General features: G+C 65.8%; 5 protein-coding genes. 1 reads left to right on the forward strand and 4 read right to left on the reverse strand.

The genetic code is table 11. From position 1 onward, the window contains the following. Positions 1–45 precede the first annotated feature (45 nt). The 3 genes from OH491_RS00365 to OH491_RS00375 all read right to left on the reverse strand — a co-directional run bounded on the left by OH491_RS00365 (position 46) and on the right by OH491_RS00375 (position 19,003). On the reverse strand, positions 46–12,171 hold the full coding sequence (locus OH491_RS00365) for a pectinesterase family protein (RefSeq protein ID WP_342750800.1): 12,126 nt from the start codon (positions 12,169–12,171) through the stop codon (positions 46–48). Between the two features lie 48 nt (positions 12,172–12,219). After that, positions 12,220–15,741, reverse strand: a complete 3,522-nt coding sequence (locus OH491_RS00370) for a TonB-dependent receptor (RefSeq protein WP_068772996.1) — start codon at positions 15,739–15,741, stop codon at positions 12,220–12,222. A 289-nt stretch (positions 15,742–16,030) separates the two neighbouring features. Beyond that, positions 16,031–19,003 carry a glycosyl hydrolase family 95 catalytic domain-containing protein gene (locus tag OH491_RS00375; protein WP_068772995.1) on the reverse strand — a complete coding sequence of 991 codons (2,973 nt, stop codon included), beginning with the start codon at positions 19,001–19,003 and terminating at the stop codon, positions 16,031–16,033. 272 nt (positions 19,004–19,275) lie between these two features. Between OH491_RS00375 and OH491_RS00380 the strand changes: the two genes are divergently transcribed. Then, on the forward strand, positions 19,276–20,592 hold the full coding sequence (locus OH491_RS00380; RefSeq protein WP_084442701.1) for a glycoside hydrolase family 28 protein: 1,317 nt from the start codon (positions 19,276–19,278) through the stop codon (positions 20,590–20,592). Positions 20,593–20,838: 246 nt separating this feature from the next. Here the strand turns inward: OH491_RS00380 and OH491_RS00385 are convergent, their stop codons facing one another. Beyond that, on the reverse strand, positions 20,839–21,912 hold the full coding sequence (locus OH491_RS00385) for a LacI family DNA-binding transcriptional regulator (protein WP_068772993.1): 1,074 nt from the start codon (positions 21,910–21,912) through the stop codon (positions 20,839–20,841). Positions 21,913–21,971: the final 59 nt, after the last annotated feature.

Below are 21,971 nucleotides of genomic sequence, written 5' to 3' on the forward strand. Positions count from 1 at the left end.
TGGAAGGGGCGGACGGGGTGGCACAGACAGGAAGGAGTGTCTATGCTACCTTTTTTTGCGCACGGAGCGCAGAAACGCGAGCGCGGCGAGCACGGCGAGGAACCACGGCGAGGGCGCGCCGCCGCCGCTGCCTTTGCTGGTCGGCGTGAAGGGCGGGAGGGTGCCGCTGGGCGGAAGCGTGCTGTCGTCCGCCGCGATCACCGAGAGGGTCGAAACCACGGCCGTGGCGCCGCCGAGTGTGATCCGGCGCACGGCGGTGTTGCCGATGTCGGCCACGTAAAGGTGGCTGCCCGAAACATCGAGGGCGAGCGCGGCGGGCTGGTTGAAGAGCGCGACCGAGCCGTCGCCGTCGCCCTGGCCGCTGACGCCGGGCAGGCCGGCCAGCGTCGTCACGACACCGGCGGCGGTGACGCGGCGGATGGTGTGGTTGCCGGTGTCGGCCACATAGAGGTTCGCCCCGGCGGCGTCGGCCACGATGGCCTTGGGCGAGGCGAAGAGCGCCTCGAGGCCCGTGCCGTCATCGGAGCCGTTCACACCGGGCGTGCCGGCGAGGGTGACAACCTCGTAGGGGGGCGGCTCGCGGTCGGCGCGGGCGGGGAGCGTGAGGCGGCGGATGGTGTGGTTGCCGGTGTCGGCGATGTAGAGGAACGAGCCCGAGACGGCCACCGCGCCGGGGTGATTGAAGCGGGCGGTGCCGCCGACCACGAAGGTGGTGCCGGACTCCACGAGGAGGGCGTCGCTGTCGCCGCTCTGGCCGGGCACGCCGGCGAAGGTGGCGACGGTGTTGCCGACGAAGACGCCGTTGTTGAGGGCGCGGGGGGTGAGGACGCGGATGGTGTGGTTGTTGGTGTCGGCCACGTAGGTGACACCGGTGGCGCGGTCGAAGGAGATGCCGTTGGGCGAGGCGAAGAGCGCGGCGTTGCCGATGCCGTCGCGGTTGCCGCGGGCGGCGGGGTCGCCGGCGAGGGTGAGCACGGCGAGGTCGCGGCCGACGCGGCGGACGGTGGCGTTGCCGGTGTCGGCCACGTAGAGGTTGCCCGCGGCGTCGATGGCGAGGGCGCCGGGCGAGTTGAAGGTGGACTGGCCGAAGGCGCCGTCCGCGCTGCCGGCGGCGCCGGGGATGCCGGCGTAGAGGGCGGCGGAACCGGTGGCGGTGACGCGGCGGATGATGCTGGCGGAGGCATCGGAGACATAGACGTCGCCGAAGGCGTCCACGGCCACGCCGGAGGGCCAGGCGAAGACGACCGGGGTGACGGTGACCGCGTAGGGCTCGGTGGTGACGGAGCCGGTGGGGTTGGTGACGACGAGGCGGTATTGGCCGGCCGCGCCGCCGGTGACGTTCTGGATGGTGAGCGCGCCGGTGGCCGAGCCGGAGTAGGTGTCGTTGTCCCCGACGTTGACCCATTCGCCGGCGCCGGCGTCCCAGCGCTGCCATTGGTATGAAGTGACGGTGCCGGTGATGGCGGGGCGGAGGGTGATGTTTTTGCCGGAGACCACGGGGGCCGGGCCGCCGGTCTCGCCGGTGAAGCTGGGGGCGTCGCCGAAAGCAAGCGTGACGGGGGCGCTGACGACGGTCCTGCCGGTGGCGTCGGTGACGGCGACGGTGTAAACGCCGGTTTGCGGGCCTTGGATGTTGGCGAGGGTGAGGGTTTCGGAGGTGGCGCCGGTGATTTCAAAGTTGTTTCGCCGCCACTGATAGCCGGCGCCGTCCGGGACGGAGGCGGCAAGGGTGATGGTGGCGCCGGGGAAAAACACCTCAGGCAGCCCGGTGATGGCAACGGGGGCGGCCGGCGCGGGGTGGTCGGACCAGGCACCGGCGGTGTTGCCGGCGTATTGCTGGATGAGGGCGGGCACGTCGGCGGTGTCGGGGAGCGTGTAGGAATAGGGCGGCACGGGGACGATGTCGGTGCCGGGGTCCTTGGTGCCGGTGGTGTTGTTGTAGGTGTTGTTGATGGTGCGGAAGGCGGCGGTGGCGTCGCTCTTGCCGACGGGGTCTTTCACGCCGTTGTAGTAGCTGTGCTCGATGAGGATTTGGGTGGTACCGCGGGCGTTGCTAGCGTAGGAGTTGCCGGCGCAACTGAAGTAATTGCCATACATGTGGGCTTGGGCGGCGCCGGCGGCGGGCATGCGCTGGTCGCAGCGGTCGGCCCACCAGTTGTGGTGCAGGGTGGCGGTGACGGGGGTGTCGGCGGGCGTGGCCTCGTTGCCGAGGATCATGGTGAAGCGGTGGTTGGCCTGCGTGGGGTAGTAGAACTTGCACCAGGAGACGGTGGCGTCGCGGACGGTGTAGGTGAGGTCGCACATGCCATCGGCGCAGTCGTAGAAGGTGCAATGGGTGACGAGCACGCCGGTGGCGTTCTGGATGGTGACGCCGTCGCCGCCGTCCTCGTAGCGGGGGAACTCGGTCGTTGAGGGGATGGTGCCCGGGTTGGTGATGTTGAGGCCGCGGACGATGACGTTTTGGACATTATTAATGTTTACGCGTCCGATGATGGTGGCGGCGGCGTTGGCGCCTTGGAGGGTTTTGTTGGAGCCGACATCAACGCGTTTGCTGGAGGAGAGCGGACGCACGTCAATGGTGCCGCTGACGATGATGATGGCGGGGCCGGCGAGCTGGAGTTTGGCATTGAGGTCGGCGGCGGTGGTGACCTCGTAGGCAGGGCCACCGGCGCCGCCGGTGACGCCGCTGGCATAGCCGTCGCCGGTGACGGCGGGGCCGGTGAGATCGCGGACGGTGAGGACGGAGGCGGAGGTGGTGGCAGAGCCGGCCATGTTGGCGGCGACGGCGTGGTAGGAACCGCTGTCGGACTCGGCGGCGGAGGTGATGGTGTAGGTGGCGGCGGTGGCGCTGGCGATGGCGGCGCCGTCCTTATACCATTGCCACTCCGGCGCGGGAACGCCGCTGGCGGCGGCGGTGAAGGTGGCGGGCCAGCCGGCGAGGATGGCTTGCGAGGCGGCGGGTTGGGTGGTGATGGCGGGGGCGACAGGGAGCTGGAGGGTGGCGGCGGCGCTAGTGACGGAGCCGGCGGTGTTGGCGACGACGACAGTGTAGCTGCCGGCGTCGGCGGCGGAGAAGGCGGTCAACTGGAGCGTGGCGGTGGTGGCGCCGCTGATGTTGCCACCATCGGCAAGCGGCGTGACGGAGCCGTCCTTGAACCAGGCGTAGGATGGTGCGAAGGGCGCGGCGGCGATGCCGGTGTCGGCGGTGACGGTGAGGGTGGCGGTCGCGCCGGCGGAGGTGACGGCGGAGGCTGGCTGCGCGGTGAAGACGGGGGCGACGATGAGCGTGACGGCGTCGCTGGTGATTTCGCCGAGGGCGTTGGTGATTTTTACGCGATACCAGCCGGCGTCGGCGGTGGTGAGGCTGGCGAAGGCGAGGGCGGAGGCGGAGGACGCGCCGGGGATGTCGGCGAAGCCGGAGTCGGCGGCGGTGACGCTCTTTTGCCAGGTGTAGGTGAGCGGGGGTTGGCCGCCGGCGGCGACGCTGAGGGAGCCAGTGTCGCCGGCGGCGCCGGTTTGGGCGGCGGGCTGGAGGACGATGGAGGGCGCGCCGGTGCCGGCGGTGAGGGCGAGGGCGCAGGGTTCGCTGATGACGGAGCCGCCGAGGTTGGTGACGACGCAGTCGTAGCTGCCGGCGTCGGCAGGCTGCGCGCCGGTGATGGCGAGCGAGGCGGTGTTGGCGGTGGGGTTGGTGGCGGTGTTGATGGGCACGCCGTCCTTGCGCCATTGGTAGGTGAGCGTCTCGTCGCCGAGGCCGGCGGCGATGACGGAGAGAGTGGTGTTGTCGCCCTCGGCGACGTAAGCGGCAGCGGCGGGCTGGGTGACGATGACGGCCTTCGGATAGGGAATGAGCTGGAAGCCGTTGATGTAAGTGTCGTTGCCCTTCGAGGCGGTGAAGGTGAGCTTGCTGTCGGTGTCGGCGATGGCGTGCAGGACGCCCCAGGGCTTTTCGGTGTTGTTGACGGAGTCGCCGGGCGTGGCGGCGGGCTTCGGGCCGATGATGCCATCGGCGCTGGCGAAAACCTCGCCGTTGCCGCTGGTGCCGTTGGTAAGGAGCCATGAGGCGGCGGGGGCGGCGATGTTGGCGTCGGCGAGGGTGAAACGGGCGCCCCTGCCGAGACTCGCGCCGTAGAAATAAACGAGGTAGTGCGTGCCGGCGGGCAGGCCGTCGAGGGTGAAGCGGAGGGTTTGCGAGCCGTCGTAAACGCGCCACGCCTGCGCCATCAAGGCGGCGGGGCCGAGCGTGGTGTTGGCGCCGGAGCCGTTGCTGGGCTCGACGCGGTCGCGGATGTTGCCGACGCCGAGGTGCATGGTGAGCGTCACGGGCGTGGGCAAGCCGTCGGGCGCGGTGAGCGCGGTGGCGCTGGCGGTGGAGAACGGGAGGAAGTCGCCGACCGAGGCGTTTTTGGCGTTCACCTCGTCGGCGGAGGCGGGCTTGAGGATTTTGTTCCACGTGATGCCGGGGAAGGGCGCGGCGGCGCTGTAATCCCAGCCGGAGCCTTGCGCGGCGATCTCGAAAGTCGTGGCGGCCGTGACCACGCCGGCGGCTGGGGCGGTATCGGTGGAGAGTTTTACGAAGACCGCTTGCGGGGCCGTGGCGCCCTCGACGGTGAGGGTGACGGTCGCGCTGGTAGTCTCGCCGCCCGCGCCGTTGATGACGCAATAATAGCTGCCGGCGTCGGCGGACGTCGGAATGGAAATGGTGAGCGTGGCGCCGGTGGCGCCGGGTATGGCGACGCCGTCCTTATACCACTGGTAGCCGGTCGCACCGGTGGCGGAGACGGAAAGGGTGACGGGGCTGCCGGCGGCGGTGATTTGCGAGACAGGCTGGGCGGTGATCGCGGGTGCGCCGCCGCCGTTCACGGTGAGCGTGACGGTGTCGCTGGTGGCGGAGCCCTGCGTGTTGGTGGCGGTGACGTAATAACTGCCGGCGTCGGAGGGCTGGGTGCCGATGATAGTGAAGGTGGCGTTGGTCGCGCTGACGACGGGCGCGGCGTCCTTATACCATTGATACGAGGGCGCGGGATCGCCGGAGGCGGCGACGGTGAACGTCACGGGGTCACCGGCGTCCACGGTTTGCGAGGAGGGCTGCGTGGTGATGGCGGGCGCGGTAAGGGTGGCGCTGATGGTGACGGCGGCGGTGGCGCTGGCGGCGGAGCCGAGGCTGTTGGTGACGACGGCGTGGTAATCGCCGGAGTCGCCCGGCTGCGCGTTGGCGAGGGTGAGCGTGGCGGTGGTCGCGCCGCTGATGTTGCCGCCGTCGGCGACGGGCGTTGCGCCCTTATACCATTGCCAGGTTCCGTCGGGCAGGCCGAAGGCCCCGGCGGCAAGCGTGATGGTCGCGCCGGGGGCGGCGGATTGCGACTGCGGTTGCGCAAGAATGCGCGGGGCGACGGTGGGGCGCCACGCGCCGATGGCGGAGGCGTAGTAGGGGTTGTTGCCGAAGATGGCTTCGATGGAGTAGTAGGCGGCAGTGAGTTTCTCGGCGGCAACGGCGACGCGGTTGAGGTGGCCGGACGGCGGCGCGAGCGAGGTGTCGTTCGCCGCCTGGGAGCCGGTGTAGTCGGGGTCGGTGGTGTTCAGCCAGTAGGCACCGGCGGCCTGACGCTCGGCGGGGGCGGGAGCGGCGCCGCCGGCGATGAGCGTGCTGCCGATTTCGATGGCACGGCAGGTGTTTTCCCGGTTGTCCCATTCAGACCAGCCCTTGAGGGAAATGTGGTCGTCGAGCTGGCAGTTGATGTAGGCGGTGTGGCCGTCGGGATACCACGGACGCATGAGCGTGCAACTGCCGGCGGTGACATCGTAGGGATGGCCGGTCGCGACGCGGCCCTTGAGCAGGCGGCAGTCGAGAAAGACGAGGCCGTAGGGATTGTTGTAGTTTGTGGAGGGCGCGGCAGGGGAGGTGCCGTCGCGAATGGTCACGAGGTCGCAGTGGTCGAACAGTGCGGTGCCGCCGTCGTAGATGAAATCGACGCTGCCCCAAATCTCGCAGTCGCGGAAATAGGACACGCTGCCGTCGCGCAGGCAGAGTGTGTCCTGCCAGCCCTTGAGGAGGACGTTGTCGAAAACGAGGCGCTTGTTCACGGAGGCGAGGGCGCGCTGCTGGCCGGCGGTTTCGCCGGCGGTGTTCTCGATGGTGAGGTTTTCCATGCGCAAATCGTCCACATAGGCGATGAAGGCGGCGGACATCGGGCCGCTGACGTTGCACCAGCCGTGGGAGAGGACGGTGTCGGTGCGGGCGGCGCCCGTGCCCTTGAGCGTGACGAAGCCGCGGTTCTGGCGGAGCGCAAGGTTTTCGTAATAGAAGCCGGGCTGGATATTGATGGTGTAGGGCGTGGCGGCGGTGTTGTTTTGCGGCACTTGGTCGAGCGCGGCCTGCACGGTGGTGAAATCGCCGGTGCCGTCGGCCGCGACGGTGATGACGCGGGAAGCGAGGTCGGGCGCGGCGGCGCGGGTGGAGAAGCGCCACGCGGTCGCACTGCTCACGCCGGGCCAGGTGCCGCCGGCGGTGTCGAAGATCACGCCGGGCTCGACGGTGACATAGTAGGTTTTGCCGTAGGCAAGACCGAAGCCGCCGGGACGGGTGATGAGCACCATGCCGTCTGCGTGGATGGACACGGGTTGGTAATGAATCGTCGTGAGATCCTGAACGACGCCGGTTTTGACGTAGCCGCCGTGGTCGGCGTCGCCGTAGTTCACAGTTTCAAGCGCGGAGAGGTCGATGGTATCGACTATGGAGTCATCGTCGGCATCGCGGATGATGACTCTGCCAATGTCACCGCGAGCAGGCGTGCCGCCGGTGAAGGTGAGTTTGAGCGGGGTGTCGGGATTGACGCCGCTCGCACCGTTGGCGGGCCAGAGCGCGGCGGTCATGGCGGCGGGCGTGCCGAGATAAACGGGATCGCTGGTGACGGAGCCGGCGGCGTTGGCGACGGTGACGGTGTAGTTGCCGGAGTTGGCGGCGGAGAAGGAGGCGAAGCTGAGCGTGGCGGTGATCGCGCCGCTGATGCCGGCGCCGTCGGTGACGGTGACGCCGTCGCGTTTCCACACGTAGGTGGGCGCGAAGGGCGCGAGGGCGGGGCCGGCGTCGGCGGTGACGCTGAGCGAGGCGGCGCCGCCGGGCGTGACCACGGCGCCGGCAGGCGGCGTGGTGATGACCGGAGCGACGGTGAGCGTGACGGCGTTGCTGGTGATGTCGCCTGCGGTGTTGGTGATTTTCACGCGATACCAGCCGGCGTCGGCGGTGGTGACGCCGGCGAACGCGAGCGAGGCGGTGGCGGCGCCGGTGATGCCGGCGCTGTCGGCGAGATCGGTGAAGCCGGTGTCGGCTCCGCTGGTGCTTTTTTGCCAGACGTAGGCAAGCGGGCTGGTGCCGTTGGCCGTGACGGCGAGCGTGGCGGCGGCACTGGTGTCGGCGGTTTGGGCGGTGGGCTGCGCGCCGATGCTGGGGGCGACGGCGCCGGCGGTGACGGTGAGGGCAGTGGCGCTGGTGGGGGTGTCGCCGCCGTAGTTGGTGACGACGCAGTCGTAGCTGCCGGCGTCGTCGGCGGCGAGGCCGGTGAGGGTGAGGGCGGCGGTGGTGGCGCTGAGATTGACGGCGGGGTTGATGTTGGTGCCGTCTTTGCGCCATTGGTAGGTAAGCACGTCGTCGGAGTCGAAGCCGGCGGCGGCGATGGTGAGCGTGACGCTGCCGCCGAGCGAGGCGGTGGTGGCGGCGGGGAGGTCGGTGGTGATGGTCGCCTTCGGATAGGGGATGAGTTGGAAGCCGGCGATGTAAACGCTGCCGTCGAATTTCGCGGCGGTGAAGGAGAGCCGGCCGGAGGAGTCAACGAGCGCGGGGAGGTAGCCCCAGGGTTTGACGGTGGTCTTGGTGTCGTCGTTTTGCGGGGCGGGGGCGACGGGGGCGATGTCGCCGGTGACGCCGTCCACGGCGAAGACATGGGTGTCGGCGTTGTTGCTGGAGGCCCTGATGGCGACGAAGGATCCGGAGGTCAGGAGGTTGGCGGGGGCGAGGTCGAAGCGGGCGTTGCCGTTGTTGAGCGCGCCGTAGAAGTAGGCGAGGTAATGGCTGTTGGCAGGGAGGCCGGCGAGGGTGAGGGTGAGGGTGTTGCCATTGCCGCCGTTGTAGAGACGCCAGAGGTTGTTGACCACATCGGAGGGCATGAGGGTGTTGCTGTAGCCGGAGATGTAGCCATCGCTGGGTTCGGTTCGGTTGCCGCCGGTTTGGAGGGTTTCGCTTACGTAAATGCTCGCGGTGAGGGTGACGCCGGAGGCACTGCCGTCGGGGGCAAAGAGGGCGATGGCGTCGGCGGTTTTAAGGGGACCGAAGGTGCCGCTGACGCCGCCGTTGTCGGTTCCGGTGGGGATGCGGTCGTTGGCGTGGGGGCGGAGGATTTTGTTCCATGTGTTGCCGGCGTAGGGGGCGGCGCCGCTGTAGGCCCAACCGGAACCTTGGTTGGCGACTGTGATGGTCGCGGCGGTAGCGACGACGGCGCCAGCGGTGCCGGCTTGGTCGCGGGAGAGTTTGACGAAGACGGCGGGGTTGTCGGCGCGTGCGACGGGCGAGAGCGCGAGCCCGGCGAACGCGGCGGCGAGGAGGAGGAAAAGGAGGACGGGCGCGGGTTTCATAAAGGCGAGGGTGGGGGCGGTGTGGCACGGAGTCGCGGACGCCTTGGTCATGGCGCAGGAATTTTGTTTGGGATTCGGCCGGCGGCAGACGCGTCCGGAAGAAGTGCCAGCCATGCGAAGACGCGTGAGCGACTGGGAGCGCCGGCTTCCAGCCGGCAGACGGAGTCTGTCCACGGCCATGCCTGCCGACACCACGGGCGGGACGCCCGTGAAACGGGCCGGCAGGATGCCGGCGCTCCCAGTCGCTGGCGCGTCTTCGCGGTGTCTCATGGCTTTCTGTGGGGAAAATGAACCGGCGGCGCGAAGGAGGCGGGCGCGGAGTTTTTTCAGCAGGCCGAGCAACGCGAGCGCGGCGAGGAAGAGCGGGCTGGGCGCGCCGCCGCCAAACTCGCCGGACCCGTCGCCGGAACCGGCGGGCGGGATGTCCGGCTGCTCACCGGAGCCGCCACCCGGGCCCGGGGTCTCCGGCGGGATCGGATCGGGGCCTTGGTCGGGGACGAGCGTGCTGACCACGCCGTCGGGCGTGATCTTGCGCACGGCGGCGTTGCCGGTGTCGGCCACATAGACGTTGCCGGCGGGGTCAACGCTCACGTCGCGCGGCTGGTTGAAGAGGTTGTGGGGCAGCCCGTCGAGGGAGGTTTCCGCGCCGGGGCCGTCCTGGTGGCCCGCGATGCCGTTGAGGCCGGCGAGGGTGCTGACGGTGACGGTGGAGCCGTTGGGGCCGGAGAGGGAGATTTTGCGGATGACGTTGTTGCCGGTGTCGGCCACGTAAATCGCGCCGGCGTCGTCCACGGCAAGGCTGGCGGGGGCGTTGAACTGGGCCGCGGAGCCGTCGCCGTCCGCGTGGCCGGCGACGCCGGTCAGGCCGGCGAGGGTGGAAACGTCGTTTTGCCTGATGCGGGTGCGGGTCGTGCCGCTGGTGACGGGGTCGCGGTCGAGATACCAGGTGAGGGAGATTTTGCGGATGGCGTTGTTGCCCGTGTCGGCCACGTAGAGGACGGTGGTGGTGGAGGAGGCCGTGAGGGGGATGGCGGTGCCGGTGGCGGCGAAGACGACCGGGGAGGCGGCGATGCCGCCGGGCGAGTTGAAGCGGGCCAGGGTGTTGCCCTGGCTGTCGGTGGTGATGCCGCCGGCGGAGCCGGGATCGTTGGCGACGCCGGCGAGCGTGGTGACATCGAAGGTGGTGGGGGTGACCCGGCGGATGACGTGGGCCATCCTGTCGGCCACGTAGAGGCTGCCGGCGGAGTCGTGGGTGATGCCCGCCGGGGCGGTGAAACTGGCGGCGGCGCCGGTGCCGTCGGCGTTGCCGGTGGCACCGGGCGAGCCGGCGAGGGTGGTGACCTCGCCGGTGGCGCGGAGGGCGCGGAGGGTGTGGTTGCCGGTGTCGGCAAGATAGACGACGTTGGCCGGGCCGATGGCCGCGCCGGAAGGGCCGTTGAAGGCGGCCTGGCCGTAATAGCCGTCGGCGCTGCCGGCGACGCCGGGCTGCCCGGCGAAGCGGATGGCGGTGCCGGTGGCGAGGGTGAACTGGTGGAGGAGGTTGGCGGTGTCGTCGGCGGCATAGACCCGCCCGGCGCGGTCGGCGGCGACCGCCACGGGGTGCGCGATCATGGGCGCGGCCACGGCGAGGGGAATCGCGCCGCCCTCGGTGGTGCCGAGGTTGTTGGCGGAGACGACGCGATACAGGCCGGCCTCGGCGGCGGTGGCGCCGGTGATGGTGAGCGTGTCGGTGGTCGCGCCGGAGTAGGCGCCGCCGTCGGTGATGTCGGTCCAGGTGACGCCGTTGTCGTGCGAAACCTGCCATTTATACCACAGCAGGGGAATCTCGGTGTAGATGTCGCTGTAGAGACGGATGGCGCCGCCCGGCGCGACGGTCTGGCGGCCCGGCGGGGTGATGATGGGCGGGGCGTATTCGACATACAAATACACGGTGTCGCTGGTGAGCGCGTCGGCCTCCTTTTGCATCACGTCCATGACTTTCACGCGGTAGTAGCCGGTGTCGGCGCGGCGGAGGAAGGGGAGGTCGAGCGTGCTGGTGGTATCGCGGGTTTTCCTGACGGTGAGGATGTCCTCGAAGTCGCCCGTGGCGGTGCCGCCGGCGGGGGTGGCGGTGGCGGGGTCGCACGCCTGCTTCTGCCAGATGTAGGTGAAGGGGGGAGTGCCGGCGACGGCGACGGAGAGGGCGGCGGCGTCGCCCACGGTGGCGGCGTCGGAAAGCGGCTGCCGCGTGATGGAAAACGGATCTGCGTGGTCGATGACGGTGAGCGCGCAGGGATCGGAGAAGGCGGAGCCCCCGGCGACGTTGGTGACTTTCAGGCGGTAGAGGCCGGCGTCGGCGTATTGCGTGTCATTGATGATCAGTATGCTGGTGATTTTCTTGGCAGGCTCGGCGGGGGTTTCCGGGTCGGCGGGCAGCGGCGGATCGCGGTCGAGGGTGGCAATGAGGCGCAGATCGCCGGCGGGGATGTCGACCCAGGCGACACCGTTGTCGTGGGAGACCTGCCACTGATAGGCGAGTGGGTTTTGGTCGGCGTCGGCGAAGTGGGGCAGGTCGCGGGCGATGGCGGCTATTTCGGTAGCGACGTTGAGCACACCGACGGTTTCGGGCTCGGGCTGCCCGATGATGGCGGGAGCGGGATAGGGGATTAGCTGGAAACCGGAATACTGACGGCGCCCGCCGAGAGCGGAGGTGTCGGTGCGGAAGGTGAGCTCGCCGTCGGAGGTGGAGATGGCATGCATGGCCCCCCAAATGGTGTTGGCACCGGACACGGCGTCGGTGTTGGCCGCGGCGCCGGGGATAATGGTTTTGTTGCCGGCTTCGTCGAAGGTGAACAAGCTGCAGACACCAGCGTGGCCAGCCAAATCAACGAAGGAGGTGGGTAGTTGCTCGGCGGCGTTGTCGCTGGGATAGGTGAAGGAGGATGTCTTGCCCGCCGGGAAATTGGCCGGGTGGAGGATGTATTTTCCGCCTTGGTTGTTGGTACTGGCATAGCAATAGAGCAAATAATGCGTGTCGGAGGCCAGGCCGGTGAATTTGAAGCGCGCATAAGCAGTGCCTGCATAAATGCGCCAGCAACTGCCGAGGAGTTCCTTCACGTCCAATGCCTCGCTGATGCCGATGGTTCCAGGTTCGTTGCGCTCATGTGTGCCAACCAAGACGCCCGTGAGCCTGACTGGGCTGAGGGCACCGTCCGCACCGTAAAGCTGGACGTTGGCAAGTGAGTCGAAGACGAAGGGCTGGGACTCGGTGTAAGTGCCCGCCGCAGTTGGAGTTGATGTCGGCGTATACACCCTGTTCCATGTGGTTCCCGGTGCGGTGGCGGCCGCACTGTAGGCCCAGCCGCCGCCTGGCGCGTCAATGACATAGGCGGAAGGGGGCGTACCTGCGGGGGTCGCTCTCGTCAATGTGACGAACACAGGGACGGGGCTGAACTCGGCGGCGAATGTCGGCGCGCCCAAGGTGATGAGCGAGGCCAGCGTTGCTAGAAGCAAGGGGAAACGAATGCGGTGGAAATGAATGCCCGTTGATGGTGTAGTTTTCATGAGGGATGGGCTCCTGTGTTTGGATAAAAGTGATTGATGTGAATTTGGTCAGAACGTCCCCTTGATGCCGAAATAGACAAAAGCGCCGTATTTTTGGTATTCCCAAGTCCAGTTGGGATTGTGGAGGTAGGTGCGGAAGGGCTCGTTGGTCAGGTTCTTGGCCTCGACGTAGAAACTGTAGCGCCGGTAAAAGGTGTAGGACATGGCGGCGTCGAAGGTGCCGCGAGCATCGCGCCAGAGGTAGCCGAAGGCAGCGGGGTCGACCTTGCCCGGCTCGCGATCGTTGAAGAAGCGAAACATGGTGCCATCATAGAAACTGTCGGCCCAGTTGTAGGACACGCTGGCGTTCAGCCGGGAGCCCCTGTAGCTGAGACTGAGCTTGAGCTTGCGCGGCACCACCCGATAGGCGGGCATGCTTTTGGGCATGGTTTCGAGCCCGGTGAGTGGCGCGGTGCTGTTGAAGCTGGAGTTGGTCTCGCCTTCCTGGTAGGTGTAGGCCGCGTAGAGCGAGAAGTTTTTCAGGCGTTCGTGGATGAAGCCGAGCCGTTGCGAGAAGGATGCCTCGATGCCCCAATTTTTCTGGCCGCCAATGTTCACGGGGCGCTCTAAGCTGGCGCCGACATAGTTGCGGAAGTCGTAGTCATACACGCCGTTTTCCGTGATGGTCTCGGTGACGTTAGCGGTGTAGTTTTGCACGTCCTTGTAATAATAGCCGATGGAGGCGGAGCCGCCACCCTTCATGTAATACTCGAGCGCCACGTCGTAGTTGGTGTGATAGATGGGCTTGAGCGAGGGGTTGTTCATATCGATGGCATAGGCTCCGCTCGAATCGACATTGACGGTGTAGCCGGGCATGAGGCGATCGAAGGGCTGACGGGAGATGGATTTGTTATAGCTGGCGCGGGCGATGAAGTTGGCGGTGAGGTTGTATTTGAGCTGCACGTTTGGAAACCAGTCGGCGTAGGACTTGTCCACGGCGGCGGTATTGGCGTAACGCAGGCGGGTGAGTTCGAGCGCCTGCGCCTGGGAGACCGAGTAATTGGTCACAAGGCTTTGGCCGCTCACTCCGGTGAGGGGGTTGATGGCGGTGTCGTTGTAAGCGGCGGTGATGTCGGCGTAGCCGTAGCCGCGGACGTAATCCATGAGCATTTCGGAGGCGCGCGCGGCGGTGGCGTCGTCGTTGGCGACGGGGCCGCGTCCGTATTGATCGGTGCGCTCGTAGCGCATGCCCAGGAGGGCGCTGAAGCGGCCGAGGCGGATGTTGAACATGCCGTAGGCGCCGGCGACGCGCTCGCGGGAGAACTTGTCGCCGCCGAGCTCGGTCTCGGTGCGCCAGACGACGTCTTCGGTGAATTTTTCCGGATGCTCGCGGAAATACTGGTCAATGTGCGGGAGGCTGAAGTAAGGCACGGGCGGATAGGGGCCGACGGTCGCGTCAAGGTCGGGGGATTTCACTTTTTCGAGCATGTCCTGAAGTTCGGCGGTGGTGCCGTTAAAGAACCAGTGGGACTGACCGTTTTTGTCGGTGTGACGCTCTTGCTCGCGGTAGAGGCCGCCAGCCTGAACATACATGGGGATGCGGGTGAAGAAGCTGCGCCTGGCGTCCAGCTTCAGGGTGGAAAACTTGTCCTTGGTGGAGAGCCAGCGCCCGTTGCTCACCTGGAACGGGCCGTAGTCGCCGCGCGCCATTTGCACAGTGGGGTAGGTGCGATTGGTGCTTACGCCGGGGATGACAACGGTGCCGGCACCGCCTTCGCCGGGGACGTCGCGCCCGGTGCCGGGCACGGTGACGAGGGCGCTCTGGCTGTTGACGCGACTCACGTAATTGGCGAGGTCATACATATCCGGCCCGTGGAGCTGCGTGATGAGCGGGTAGGCGGCGCCGGGTGCGTGGTCGATGCGGTAATCAATGCCGCGCAGGTAGGCGGTGGCGGAGTTGATGGCCATGCCGTCCTGCGTGGTGTAATGGTTGGTAGAGAGCGAGACGCCAGCGTCGAGGTTGATTTTCCAGCCAGCGCGCTTGTATTCCATGCCGCCAGCGAACGTGGAGCCGCGTCCGATTTTGTTGAGGACTTCGAGGCCTGTAGTGACGGCGGCACCCTTGCTGTTGGCAGCGTCTTGGACAGTGTTGGCACGGATGTCGGCACCGGCGGTATAGACAGTGGTGACGTAGGGTGACCAGACGGGGATTTGGTAGCCCTGGGAGTTGGTGATCCAATGGTCGGGGGCGATGCCGGTGGTGCTTCCCCCCTCGCTGGCGGCCTCTGAAGGGCGCTCGCCGCCGGGCAAGGCGAGGGTCTGCCGTCCGGTCCGGATGAGGCTGGTGTTGACTTGGCTGTTCAGGTAGAGCTTGACGGACGGCGTGAGCTTGTAATCGAGGTTGAGCGAGAAGGAGGTGCGGCGGGTGAAGCCCGAGTCGTAGCCGTAATTAAAGTCGCGGCTGTAGATGCCCGTCTCTGCGCCGGAAGCGAGGACATCGTCAAGGTAGCCGCCGTAGTTGCTGCGCTCATAGAGCGAATAACGGCGGTGGCGCATGCCCGATGAGACGTTGTAAAAATCGTTGTAATTGGCGGTAAACACGACACCGAGGCGGTTGTTCAGGAAAGAGTTCGCATAGTAGAGATTCCCCACCGGGCGGGTGCTGAGCTCGTCGCCAGTCGAGCCGGCGCGGCGCCCGAGGCGGAGGTTTTCGGTGTTAACGACCCCGCCAGCCTGAAAACTGATGCGACGTTGTTTGAGGTTGAAGGCGCTTTTGCTGACGAGGTTGATCGAGCCGCCGCCGGAATCGGCGGACATGGCGGCGGTCGGCGTCTTATAGACCTCAATGGTCTCATAGTTTTGGATGGAAATTTGGTCGAGATTGAAGGCGCGCGAGTTGCCGTCCGTGCCGCCGGCATTGGCCATGCGCAGGCCGTCGGAGGTAACGCTGGCCATTTGCGAGTCCATGCCGCGAATCATGATGTCGCGCGGGTCGTTGCCACTATCCATGATGTCGATGCCGGGAATGTTGCGGAGGAAGTCGCCGAGGTTGGCGCCGGCTACGTTGGGAAACTCGTCCGAGGAGATCATGTTCACGAGCACATCGGAGGCTTTTTGCTGGGCGATGGAGGCCATGCGACCCTCGCGCTCGCCGGAGACAACGAAGGCCTCCAGCTTGATGATTTCACCAGCGGCGGCGGCGCGCGGGCCGTAGTCGGCGCTGGTGAGCGCGATGTCGCGGGTGACGGTCTCACCCGCGGTGACGGTAACGGCGGCGGTCTGGCTATCGAGCCCGCCATAGTTGACCACGATCGCGCGTTCACCGACGGGCAGGACGAGGATGAACGAGCCATCGGTGTCAGTGAAGGCACGCTGACGGGAATCGCGGTCAACGACCTCGGCGCCCGCAAGGTATTTGAGCGTGGCGGCGTTGGAGACTCGGCCGGTGACGGTGCCGGTGGCGGCGTTTTGCGCGACCGCGGGCAGGGCGCAAAGCAGGACGGCCAGGACGGCCGCGAGCGGCCTGCTCCACGCAATGCAACGGATGCATTGACGACGATCCAGGGCGGGGAGGAATTTATGTGTGGTCATTTGTATATTGAATGCCGGGGCATGCGACGGTGGACGGGGTGGTGACTGGCAGGGGAATGGGACGGGGATGGGGATGCGAAAAAATGCAGTGATGTTGATTGCGATTTTGACCGTAGAGAAAAACATGCCATTGCGACAATCCGGTCAATGCGCGCATTGTTGACTGTATTGGAGAATAGCAGGTTGTGAAAAATGCCAATTTTGATCTCGGAAGCGCGGAAGGACGAAGCGCAGGCAATCTTAATGGAATTTTCGTCCGTCCGTCATCGGCCATGTCGCGCTTTCGCGATCAATGACAACAATCCCGTCCGTCCCAGGTGAACTCGCCGCCTTTCTCCAGAACGACATCACGCTCTGTATTTCCATATCGGATACGAAGCGGATTGCCCAGCAGCGAGCGGACCGTTGCGCCGGTGAGTTTCCCGCCGCGCCATTCGATGCCGATTTCGAAGCCGCCGCGCGCGCGCAGGCCGCGCACGGCGCCGTCGGGCCACGCCGAGGGCAGCGCGGGCAGCAAGTCGAGAACAAAGCCCGCGTCGCCGCCGGGCGCGCGCCGGTGCGATTGGAGCAGCATCTCCGCGATGGCCGACGTGCCGCCGAAATTGCCGTCGATTTGAAAAGGCGGATGCGCGTCGAAAAGATTGGGAAAGGCTCCGCCGCCTTGCGAGCCGCCCTTTGGCGGAGTGAGCAAATGCACCAGCATGCGATGCGCCCGCTCGCCGTCCAGTGCGCGCGCCCAAAGATTGGCCTTCCACGCCATCGACCAGCCGGTGCTGACCTCGCCCCGTCCGAGCAACGATTTCCTGGCGGCATCAAAAAGCCCCGCATCGCCGTCGGGCGTGATTTGCGCGCCCGGGAACAGCCCGTAGAGATGCGACACGTGCCGGTGCCCGTCGTTTTCCCGGTCGATGTCCGCGAGCCATTCCTGGAGCTGGCCGTATTTGCCGATCTGATACGGTGCGAGGCGGTCGCGCGCGGCGGCGGCCTGGGCGCGCAGGCCGGCGTCAACGCCGAGCTCCCCGCCAGCCTGTATCAGTTGATTAAATACGTCGCGCACGATGGCCAGGTCCATCGTCGGCCCGGCGACCATGCCGCCATGCTCCGGCGAATGCGAGGGGCAGGTGACGAGCCATTTGTGCACCGGCTCCTCGGCCAGCGTATCGAGGAAAAATTCCGCCGCGCCTTTGAGGATGGGATAAACCTCCTGAAGAAATTCCCGGTCGCCGCTGAAGAGCCAGTGCTCCCACAGGTGTGTGCCCAGCCACGCCCCGCCGGTCGGCCAGAGCCCCGTCGCCGCCGAATCCACGGGGGCCGTGGCGCGCCAAAGGTCGGTGTTGTGGTGGCAGACCCAGCCGCGCGCGCCATACATGACCGACGCCGTGCGCGCGCCGGTCACGGAAATGTCGCGAATCAACTGAAACAAGGGGTCCGCGCACTCGGCGAGATTGGTCGTCTCCGCGGGCCAATAGTTCATCTCGGTGTTGATGTTGACGGTGTATTTGCCGCCCCACGCCGCGCTGAGCGCGTTATTCCACAGCCCCTGAAGGTTCGCGGGCTGCGTGCCGGGCCGCGAGCTGCAAATCAGCAGGTAGCGGCCAAACTGGAAATAGAGCGCGGCGAGCTGCGGGTCGTTGGCGCCGGCAAAATTGCGGATGCGTTCGTTGGTCGGCCGCGCGGCGGCGGGGTTTGTGCCCAAATCCAGCGACACGCGCCGGAAAAGCGCTTGGTGATCGCGCAACTGCCGCGCGCGCAGCGCGGCATAGGGCTGGGCCGCGGCGGCCTGCATGTCGCGGGCCGCACGGGCCGCGGCATCGGCGCCGGTGTCCTGGTAATTGACAAAGTTGGTGCCGCAGGAAACGAGCAGCGTGACGGCATCGGCCTTCGCCACGGTGAGCGATGTCGCATCCGTGGACGCCGTGCCGCCTTCATGGCGCGCCTGCACCAGCGATACGAACCGTATCGCGCCCGGCCTGCCGTTGAACTCGCCGCCCTGGCCGGAAAGGACGACCGTGTTGTTTCGCGTCGCGATACTGGCATCCTTGAAGGGCGTGCTCCACGTGGTTTTGAAGCCGATGCTTCCCGGCTTGTCCGCCGTGATGCGAATGACGACGACCTGGTCCGGCGCGGACGAAAACACCTCGCGTGTATAGGTGACGCCCCCGCGCGTGAAGGTCGTGGTGACCGTCGCCGTGTCGAGATCGAGCGAGCGGCAGTAATCCGAGACTGGCGTGCCGTCATCCGGGAAATCCAGCACGACACTGCCGAGCGTTTGATACGAAACCATGCGCGAGGGGATGCCGAGGGCCGATTTGGTGACGAGTTCCTCGGCTTCCGCCTGCTTGCCGGCGAAAATCAGCTCGCACGCTTTCTTGATGGCTTCCAAGCCGGCGGGATTTGCGGGATCGTAGGGCGCGCCGGCCCAAATGGTATCTTCGTTGAGCTGGATGCACTCGCGCTCCACGCCGCCGTAAGCCATGCCGCCGAGCCGCCCGTTGCCGAACGGCAGCGCTTCGAGCCACTCCCGGGCGGGGCGTTGGTACCAGAGTGTGTTTGCCCCGGCTGGGGCTTGAGCGACGGGGCGAATCTCAAGCGGCGTGCCGAGGGCGACCTGGCCCGAAATCGGGGCTATTTTCCGGCCTGGATTTTGCGGCAACGTCCAAGCTCCGACTTGCCCCGGAAGCGCGCCGCTTCCCGCATGGAGCGCCGCCGCCTCCGCGGCATTCAGCGCATTTTTATACACCGCGAAGGATGCGATTTCACCGGAAAACCGATTGCCTCCCGCCAGATCGGAACCGAGCCGCAACGGCGTCCCCGCGGAAAAACCGTCCACTTTTTTGCGGGGATCGGCGGCAAACTCCGAGACCATTTTTCCATTTATATAGAGTGCGGCGATTTTGTCACGAGAGCTGAACGTGGCGACGACATGCGTGAGTTTGTCGCATGAGAGTTTCGATTCATAAACACAGGGTGCAGGGGTGGTCGTCTCCCACCGAAGCGTGCCTCCCGCGCCGGTTTTCAGTCGCACGCCGCGCATTTCCGCCGGGCTGAAACGGTCGACAATCACCGCGCCTTCAGGGCAATCCGCATCGGGGCGCAGCCAAAGCTCGAGGCTCAGCGTGCTTGCGATGCCGAGATCGGCCGTACCCACTTCATAGAGACGCGAAGCGGGGCCGAACTGAAATCCCGCGGCATGCAGCGGCAGTGCGTGCAGGAAGAAAATCAACGCGGTGACGATGAGGGTTTTTGCAACGTGTGTCTTCATGGGGAACTTTCAAACTGGTGTGATGCCACATGGCGGGAGGCGCGCATGGTTTGCATGTGCCGCCGTCCGCGCGCTTGAAAAGCAAAGCGGACGGGCGCGAACGGTTTCGAGACGGACAGAAATGGGCAACCCATGCGCAGAGGTAAACACCAGTGTTGCGCGCATCGTTGACTCGGCCAAACGCGCCCTGCGGATGGCCGCCGCTTGTCAACAATGCGCGCCACGCCTGTGTTGAGCCGGTGTCTCCACCCTGTTTCAGTTTCGAAATCCTCATGCTGTCATCGACCTCCCGTTCGTTTTTTCTGTTCTGCGCCCTGATCGGCTCGATCTGTTGCGCATTTGGGCCGCCAGCCTGCGCACAGGCCGCAGTGTCCCTCCCCGCGCCGCTCCTCCCGGAGATTCCTGCGCGCGTGTTTTTAGTGGCCGATTACGGTGCGAAGGGCGATGGTGCGGCGCATGACACGGTCGCGATACAAAAAGCCATCGACGACGCCGTGCAAAAAGGAGGCGGGCGCATCGTATTTGCTGAAGGCGTTTATCTCTCAGGTCCGCTGCGAATCGGCAGCCGCATCGAACTTCATTTTGCGAAAGGAGCCACGCTGCGCCTCATCGGGAGGGTGCCGGATTTTCCGGAGGAAAGGGGGCGTTATCTCAGCTTTTTCAGCGCCGACAAAGCCGCAGATATCAAGATCTCCGGCGGGGGCGTCATCGATGGACAAGGTGCTCCCTGGTGGAAGGACTACCGGGCGAAAAATTTAACCGCGCGGCGTCCGCAGATATTTTATTTTACGGATTGCGAGCGCGTGTTGTTCGAAGGCATCACGGTGCTCAATCCGCCAAATACTCACATGGCCCTGCGGCTTTGCAAGGATGTCACCATCCGCGGCATCACGCTGGAGGCTCCGGACGATTCGCCCAACACCGACGGTATAAACATCTCTGGTAAAAACTACCTTGTAGCCGGCTGCAAAATCAGCACCGGCGATGACAACGTCGTCATTCTCACGCCTTCGTCCAAAGGCTGGCGCATGCCTGTCTGCGAGAATTTTGTCATTCGCGATTGCGCGTTTGGATTCGGGCATGGCATGTCCATCGGGAGCTTCACCGGCGGCGGTGTGCGCAATGTGCTGGTTGAAAACTGTTCCTTCGATGGCACCACCGCCATCGTGCGCATGAAGGCTGCGCGTGGACGCGGCGGCATGGTCGAGCAAATCACCTATCGCAACATCACCGGACGCGGCGCGAAATATCCGGTTTTTATTTCCAGCTATTATCCGAAGGAGCCGAAGCACCCGGCGCTGGACACGGATGCCGGCGAATCCGCCGCCACGCCGCGGTGGAAAAGCATTCTCCTCGAAAACATCACCGTCACCGGCGCCCGCAACTCTGTCATTCTTTGGGGTGTTCCCGCGCAAACCATGTCGGACATCACCTTGCGCAATGTCCGCATCGAATCAGAAGAGGGGGCGAAAGTATATAATGCGAAAAAAGTCGTCTTTGAGCAGGTCGAGATAAACTCCGCCAGGAAACCCGTGCTGGCTTTGTTTCGCGCCGAAGTGAGCGGCATGACGGGCGTTGAAGTCGAATAATACCATTTCCGAACCCTTTATAGACTTATCTCGGTAGGGCGAGGCGTCCCGCCGAGCCGCGAATTTGAGGCAGGCATCGGCCCGGCGGGGACGCCTCGCCCTGCCTCAAATATAAATCTCGTCCGGAATTGGTGGAAGGAGGGCTGCCGCCATATTCGATGTTTGGGAAAGTCTTTTAATACACCCTTGCAATTTTTCCATTCAACATGGCGAAGAATAAGGAAAAGAATAAAAAGATACGCGGCGCTAAATGGGTTTGCGCATCGCGGGCGGCGGGGTGGGGCGGGCGGCCTTGCCGAGCGTGTCGCCGTCCACCCATTTGCCGCTGAGCAAAACCTCGTGCGGATAATCGGGCACGCCTTTTTCCCCCTGATGCATCAGGCCGGCCAGAATCTCAACCGCCAGCCCTCCGAGTCGCATCGGATCGCAATGGATGCCGGCCCATCGCTGGTCGAGGTGGTCATTCACGAGCACCGCCATTTTTATGTCGGATGGGACCCGCAGGCCCATGTCCCGAAGCCATCTTAGCGCGGGCGGGGCTTGTGTGGCCAGCAGCGCGTCGGGGCGCCAGCGTTTGAACCACGTGGCAAAGGCGTCCTGCTGGTTGCCGTGCGAGCCAAATTCGAGGGGCGGGATGCGGTCGGACTTCCTCAGGGTCAGTTGCTCCCGCAAATAGCCGCCGAGCCAGCGGTTCGTGACACCGCGGCTGTCGTCCTGTTCGGTGGCGACAAGACCGATGCGCCGGAATCCCCGAACCATGAGTTCCCGCATCGCCAGCCCCGCGCCCGCGTAATGATCTTCCGACACGTAATGCAGCCGTGGCGACCGCAGCGTGCGGCCAAGCGCGACACAGGAAAAACGCTCCCACAGCAAATCGATCGACTCCTGACCCGGCGGTAGGCGGCCGATGATGAGACCATGAATGTTTCGCACCGTGAGAATATTGCAAAACCGCTCCGGAGTCATGCCCGGCTCGGCAAGCCAGAAATGCTCCAGTTTGTAACCCAGTTCCTTCGCGCGCGCGGCCGCGCCGGGAAAATAGTCCGGACGGTCGTGATGCGGCGGGCGCCAGCCGTAGCGGGTCGGATAATTGGTCACGTAGGCAATGGTCACCTCCTGGGAGACGCGTCCGCTCCGCCGCGACTTCATCAACGCCGCCACGAGCGGATTTATCCGGTAGCCCATTTCGTCCGCCAGCCGCCGCACCCGGGCGCGCACCTCGGCGGAGATGCGCGGATGATCGCGCAGCGCGAGCGAAACGGTGGAACGGTGCACGCCGGCCTTTTCGGCGATATTCTGGAGGGTGACGTCAGTCTTCACGTTTCCGTGATTCGCCGCTCGCGCCGGTCAAGTCAACCCGCGAAATCCTTGCCAATGGC

It is taken from the genome of Termitidicoccus mucosus (assembly GCF_038725785.1).
Classification (GTDB): domain Bacteria; phylum Verrucomicrobiota; class Verrucomicrobiia; order Opitutales; family Opitutaceae; genus Termitidicoccus; species Termitidicoccus mucosus.